Consider the following 2156-nt stretch of genomic DNA (forward strand, 5'->3'; position numbering starts at 1 on the left):
CGGTGGTCAGCCTGCCGCGCTGGCGCGGCGCGCAGGTACGGCTGCTGGACGCGCTACCGCGCTGGCGCTCGCGCTGACCCCGGTGGTCCGGGCCGCCGGGCGGGCCGGGCAGCGCCGGCAGCGGCACCGGGTCGGGCCGGACCGGAACTGAGCTCACTTGTAACGTTGCCGTCGTGACTCATCTCGACCGGTGCGACGAGGCCAGCCGGACCTGGGTGACCGAGGCGATCGCCACGGTCGAGGCGGACGCCAACCGCTCCGCCGACACCCACCTGCTGCCCTTCCCGCTGCCCCGGGCCTGGGGGATCGACCTCTATCTCAAGGACGAGTCGGTCCACCCCACCGGCTCGCTCAAGCACCGGCTGGCCCGCTCGCTCTTCCTCTACGGGCTCTGCAACGGCTGGATCGGCCCGGAGACCACCATCATCGAGGCGTCCTCCGGCTCCACGGCGGTCTCCGAGGCGTACTTCGCCCGGATGCTGGAGCTGCCGTTCGTGGCGGTGATGCCCGCCTCCACCTCACCCGAGAAGATCGCCCAGATCGAGTTCCACGGCGGGCGCTGCCACCTGGTCGAGGACCCGGCCAAGGTGGTGATCGAGGCGCGTTGGCTGGCCGAGGACAGCGGCGGGCACTTCATGGACCAGTTCACCTACGCCGAGCGGGCCACCGACTGGCGGGGCAACAACAACATCGCCGAGTCGATCTACGCGCAGCTCTCGCTGGAGCGGCACCCGATCCCGGCCTGGGTCGTGGTGGGCGCCGGCACCGGCGGCACCAGCGCCACCATCGGCCGGTACGCCCGCTACCGGCGGCTGCCCACCAAGCTCTGCGTGGTCGACCCGGAGAACTCGGCGTTCTACCCGGCCTGGCAGGCCGCCGACTGGTCGGTGCGCACCGGTCGTGGCTCGCGGATCGAGGGGATCGGCCGGCCGACCGTCGAGGCGTCCTTCCTGCCCTCGGTGGTGGACCGGATGACCCAGGTCCCGGACGCCGCCTCGCTGGCCGCCATGCGCGCCGGCTCGGCCGTGCTCGGCCGCCGGGTCGGCGGCTCCACCGGCACCAACCTGTGGGGCGCCTTCGGGCTGATCGCCGAGATGCTCGCCGCCGGGCGGACCGGCTCCGTGGTCACCCTGATCTGCGACGCCGGCGACCGGTACGCCCCCACCTACTACGACGACGACTGGGTGGCCGCGCAGGGGCTGGACCTGGCCCCGCACCTGGCCACGATCGAACGGTTCCTCGACAGCGGCGCCTGGCCGGCCTGACCCGGCCGGCTCAGCGGGCGTCGACCCGCTCGGCCAGCCCGGGGTAGTGCAGCACCAGGCCGTCGGCGTCGAGGGTCAGGTCGGCCCGGAAGCCGTCGCTGGCGAACCGGACCCGCCCCGGCCCGAGCGGGGTGTAGACCTGCTCGGCGCGGACCACCTCCAGGCTCGGCACCAGCACCCACGCCACGGTGACCGTGTGCGGGAGGTCCGGCGTCGCCCCGGTCAGGCCCAGCCGCCGGACCGGCAGGGCGTTGAAGAGCGGCGACCCGCTCAGGTCGACGTCGAGGGCGTCGTACAGCCGGTCCGGGTCGTCGGCGCCCGGCAGCCCGGCCGGTGGCTGCCCGGCGGCCCGCAGCGCCGCGTCGAGGTCGCCCTGCTCGGCGGTCGTCACCCGCCAGCCGTTCGCGCCGCGCTCCAGCTTCACCCGTCGCGACCAGCCCGCCCCCTCGGCCGTCACCTCCAGCGACCTGGTGGCCCCGTCGGCCCCGGCGGTCAGCTGGTAGCGGCACGTCCAGGGAATCGGGTCCACGGCGACCTGGGTGCCGTGCGCGACGAACCCGGGGCCGTCGTCGAGGACGGAGTGCTCGGCACCGGCGATGTCCGTCCGGCTCCAGAAGAGTGACCTCGGCATGATTCGGACGTTACGCCAGCCGGCCGACACCGGCAGCGCATGCGGAAACGCCGCCGCGGAGCGCGAGCTCCGCGACGGCGTTCCGGGTGGTCGGACGGATCAGTGGGTACGCGCCGGCGGCCGGCCGCCGAAGCCACGCCGGTCGTCGCGCGGCCGGTCGTCGCGGCCCGCGCTGGACCGGGTCGCTGAGCTGACGGTGGAAGCGATCGCCGCGGCGGAAGTCGACCGAGCAGGTGTCGCCGGCATCTTCTGCGCCGGCG

Annotated in this window: 2 protein-coding genes; one reads left to right on the forward strand and one right to left on the reverse strand. The window is 74.5% G+C overall.

The features are described from left to right. Positions 1-173: 173 nt before the first annotated feature. Positions 174-1265, forward strand: a complete 1092-nt coding sequence (locus JNW89_RS35620) for a PLP-dependent cysteine synthase family protein (protein WP_238452359.1) — start codon at positions 174-176, stop codon at positions 1263-1265. A 10-nt stretch (positions 1266-1275) separates the two neighbouring features. On the opposite strand, the gene JNW89_RS35625 is transcribed toward JNW89_RS35620, so the two are convergent. After that, on the reverse strand, positions 1276-1896 hold the full coding sequence (locus tag JNW89_RS35625; RefSeq protein ID WP_238452360.1) for a putative glycolipid-binding domain-containing protein: 621 nt from the start codon (positions 1894-1896) through the stop codon (positions 1276-1278). Positions 1897-2156: the final 260 nt, after the last annotated feature.

Source organism: Micromonospora sp. 4G55, from assembly GCF_016803375.1.

Excerpts from the sequence above, each read along its gene's own strand:
- JNW89_RS35625 (WP_238452360.1), bottom strand. The coding sequence starts at position 1,896 with ATGCCGAGGTCACTCTTCTGGAGCCGGACGGACATCGCCGGTGCCGAG.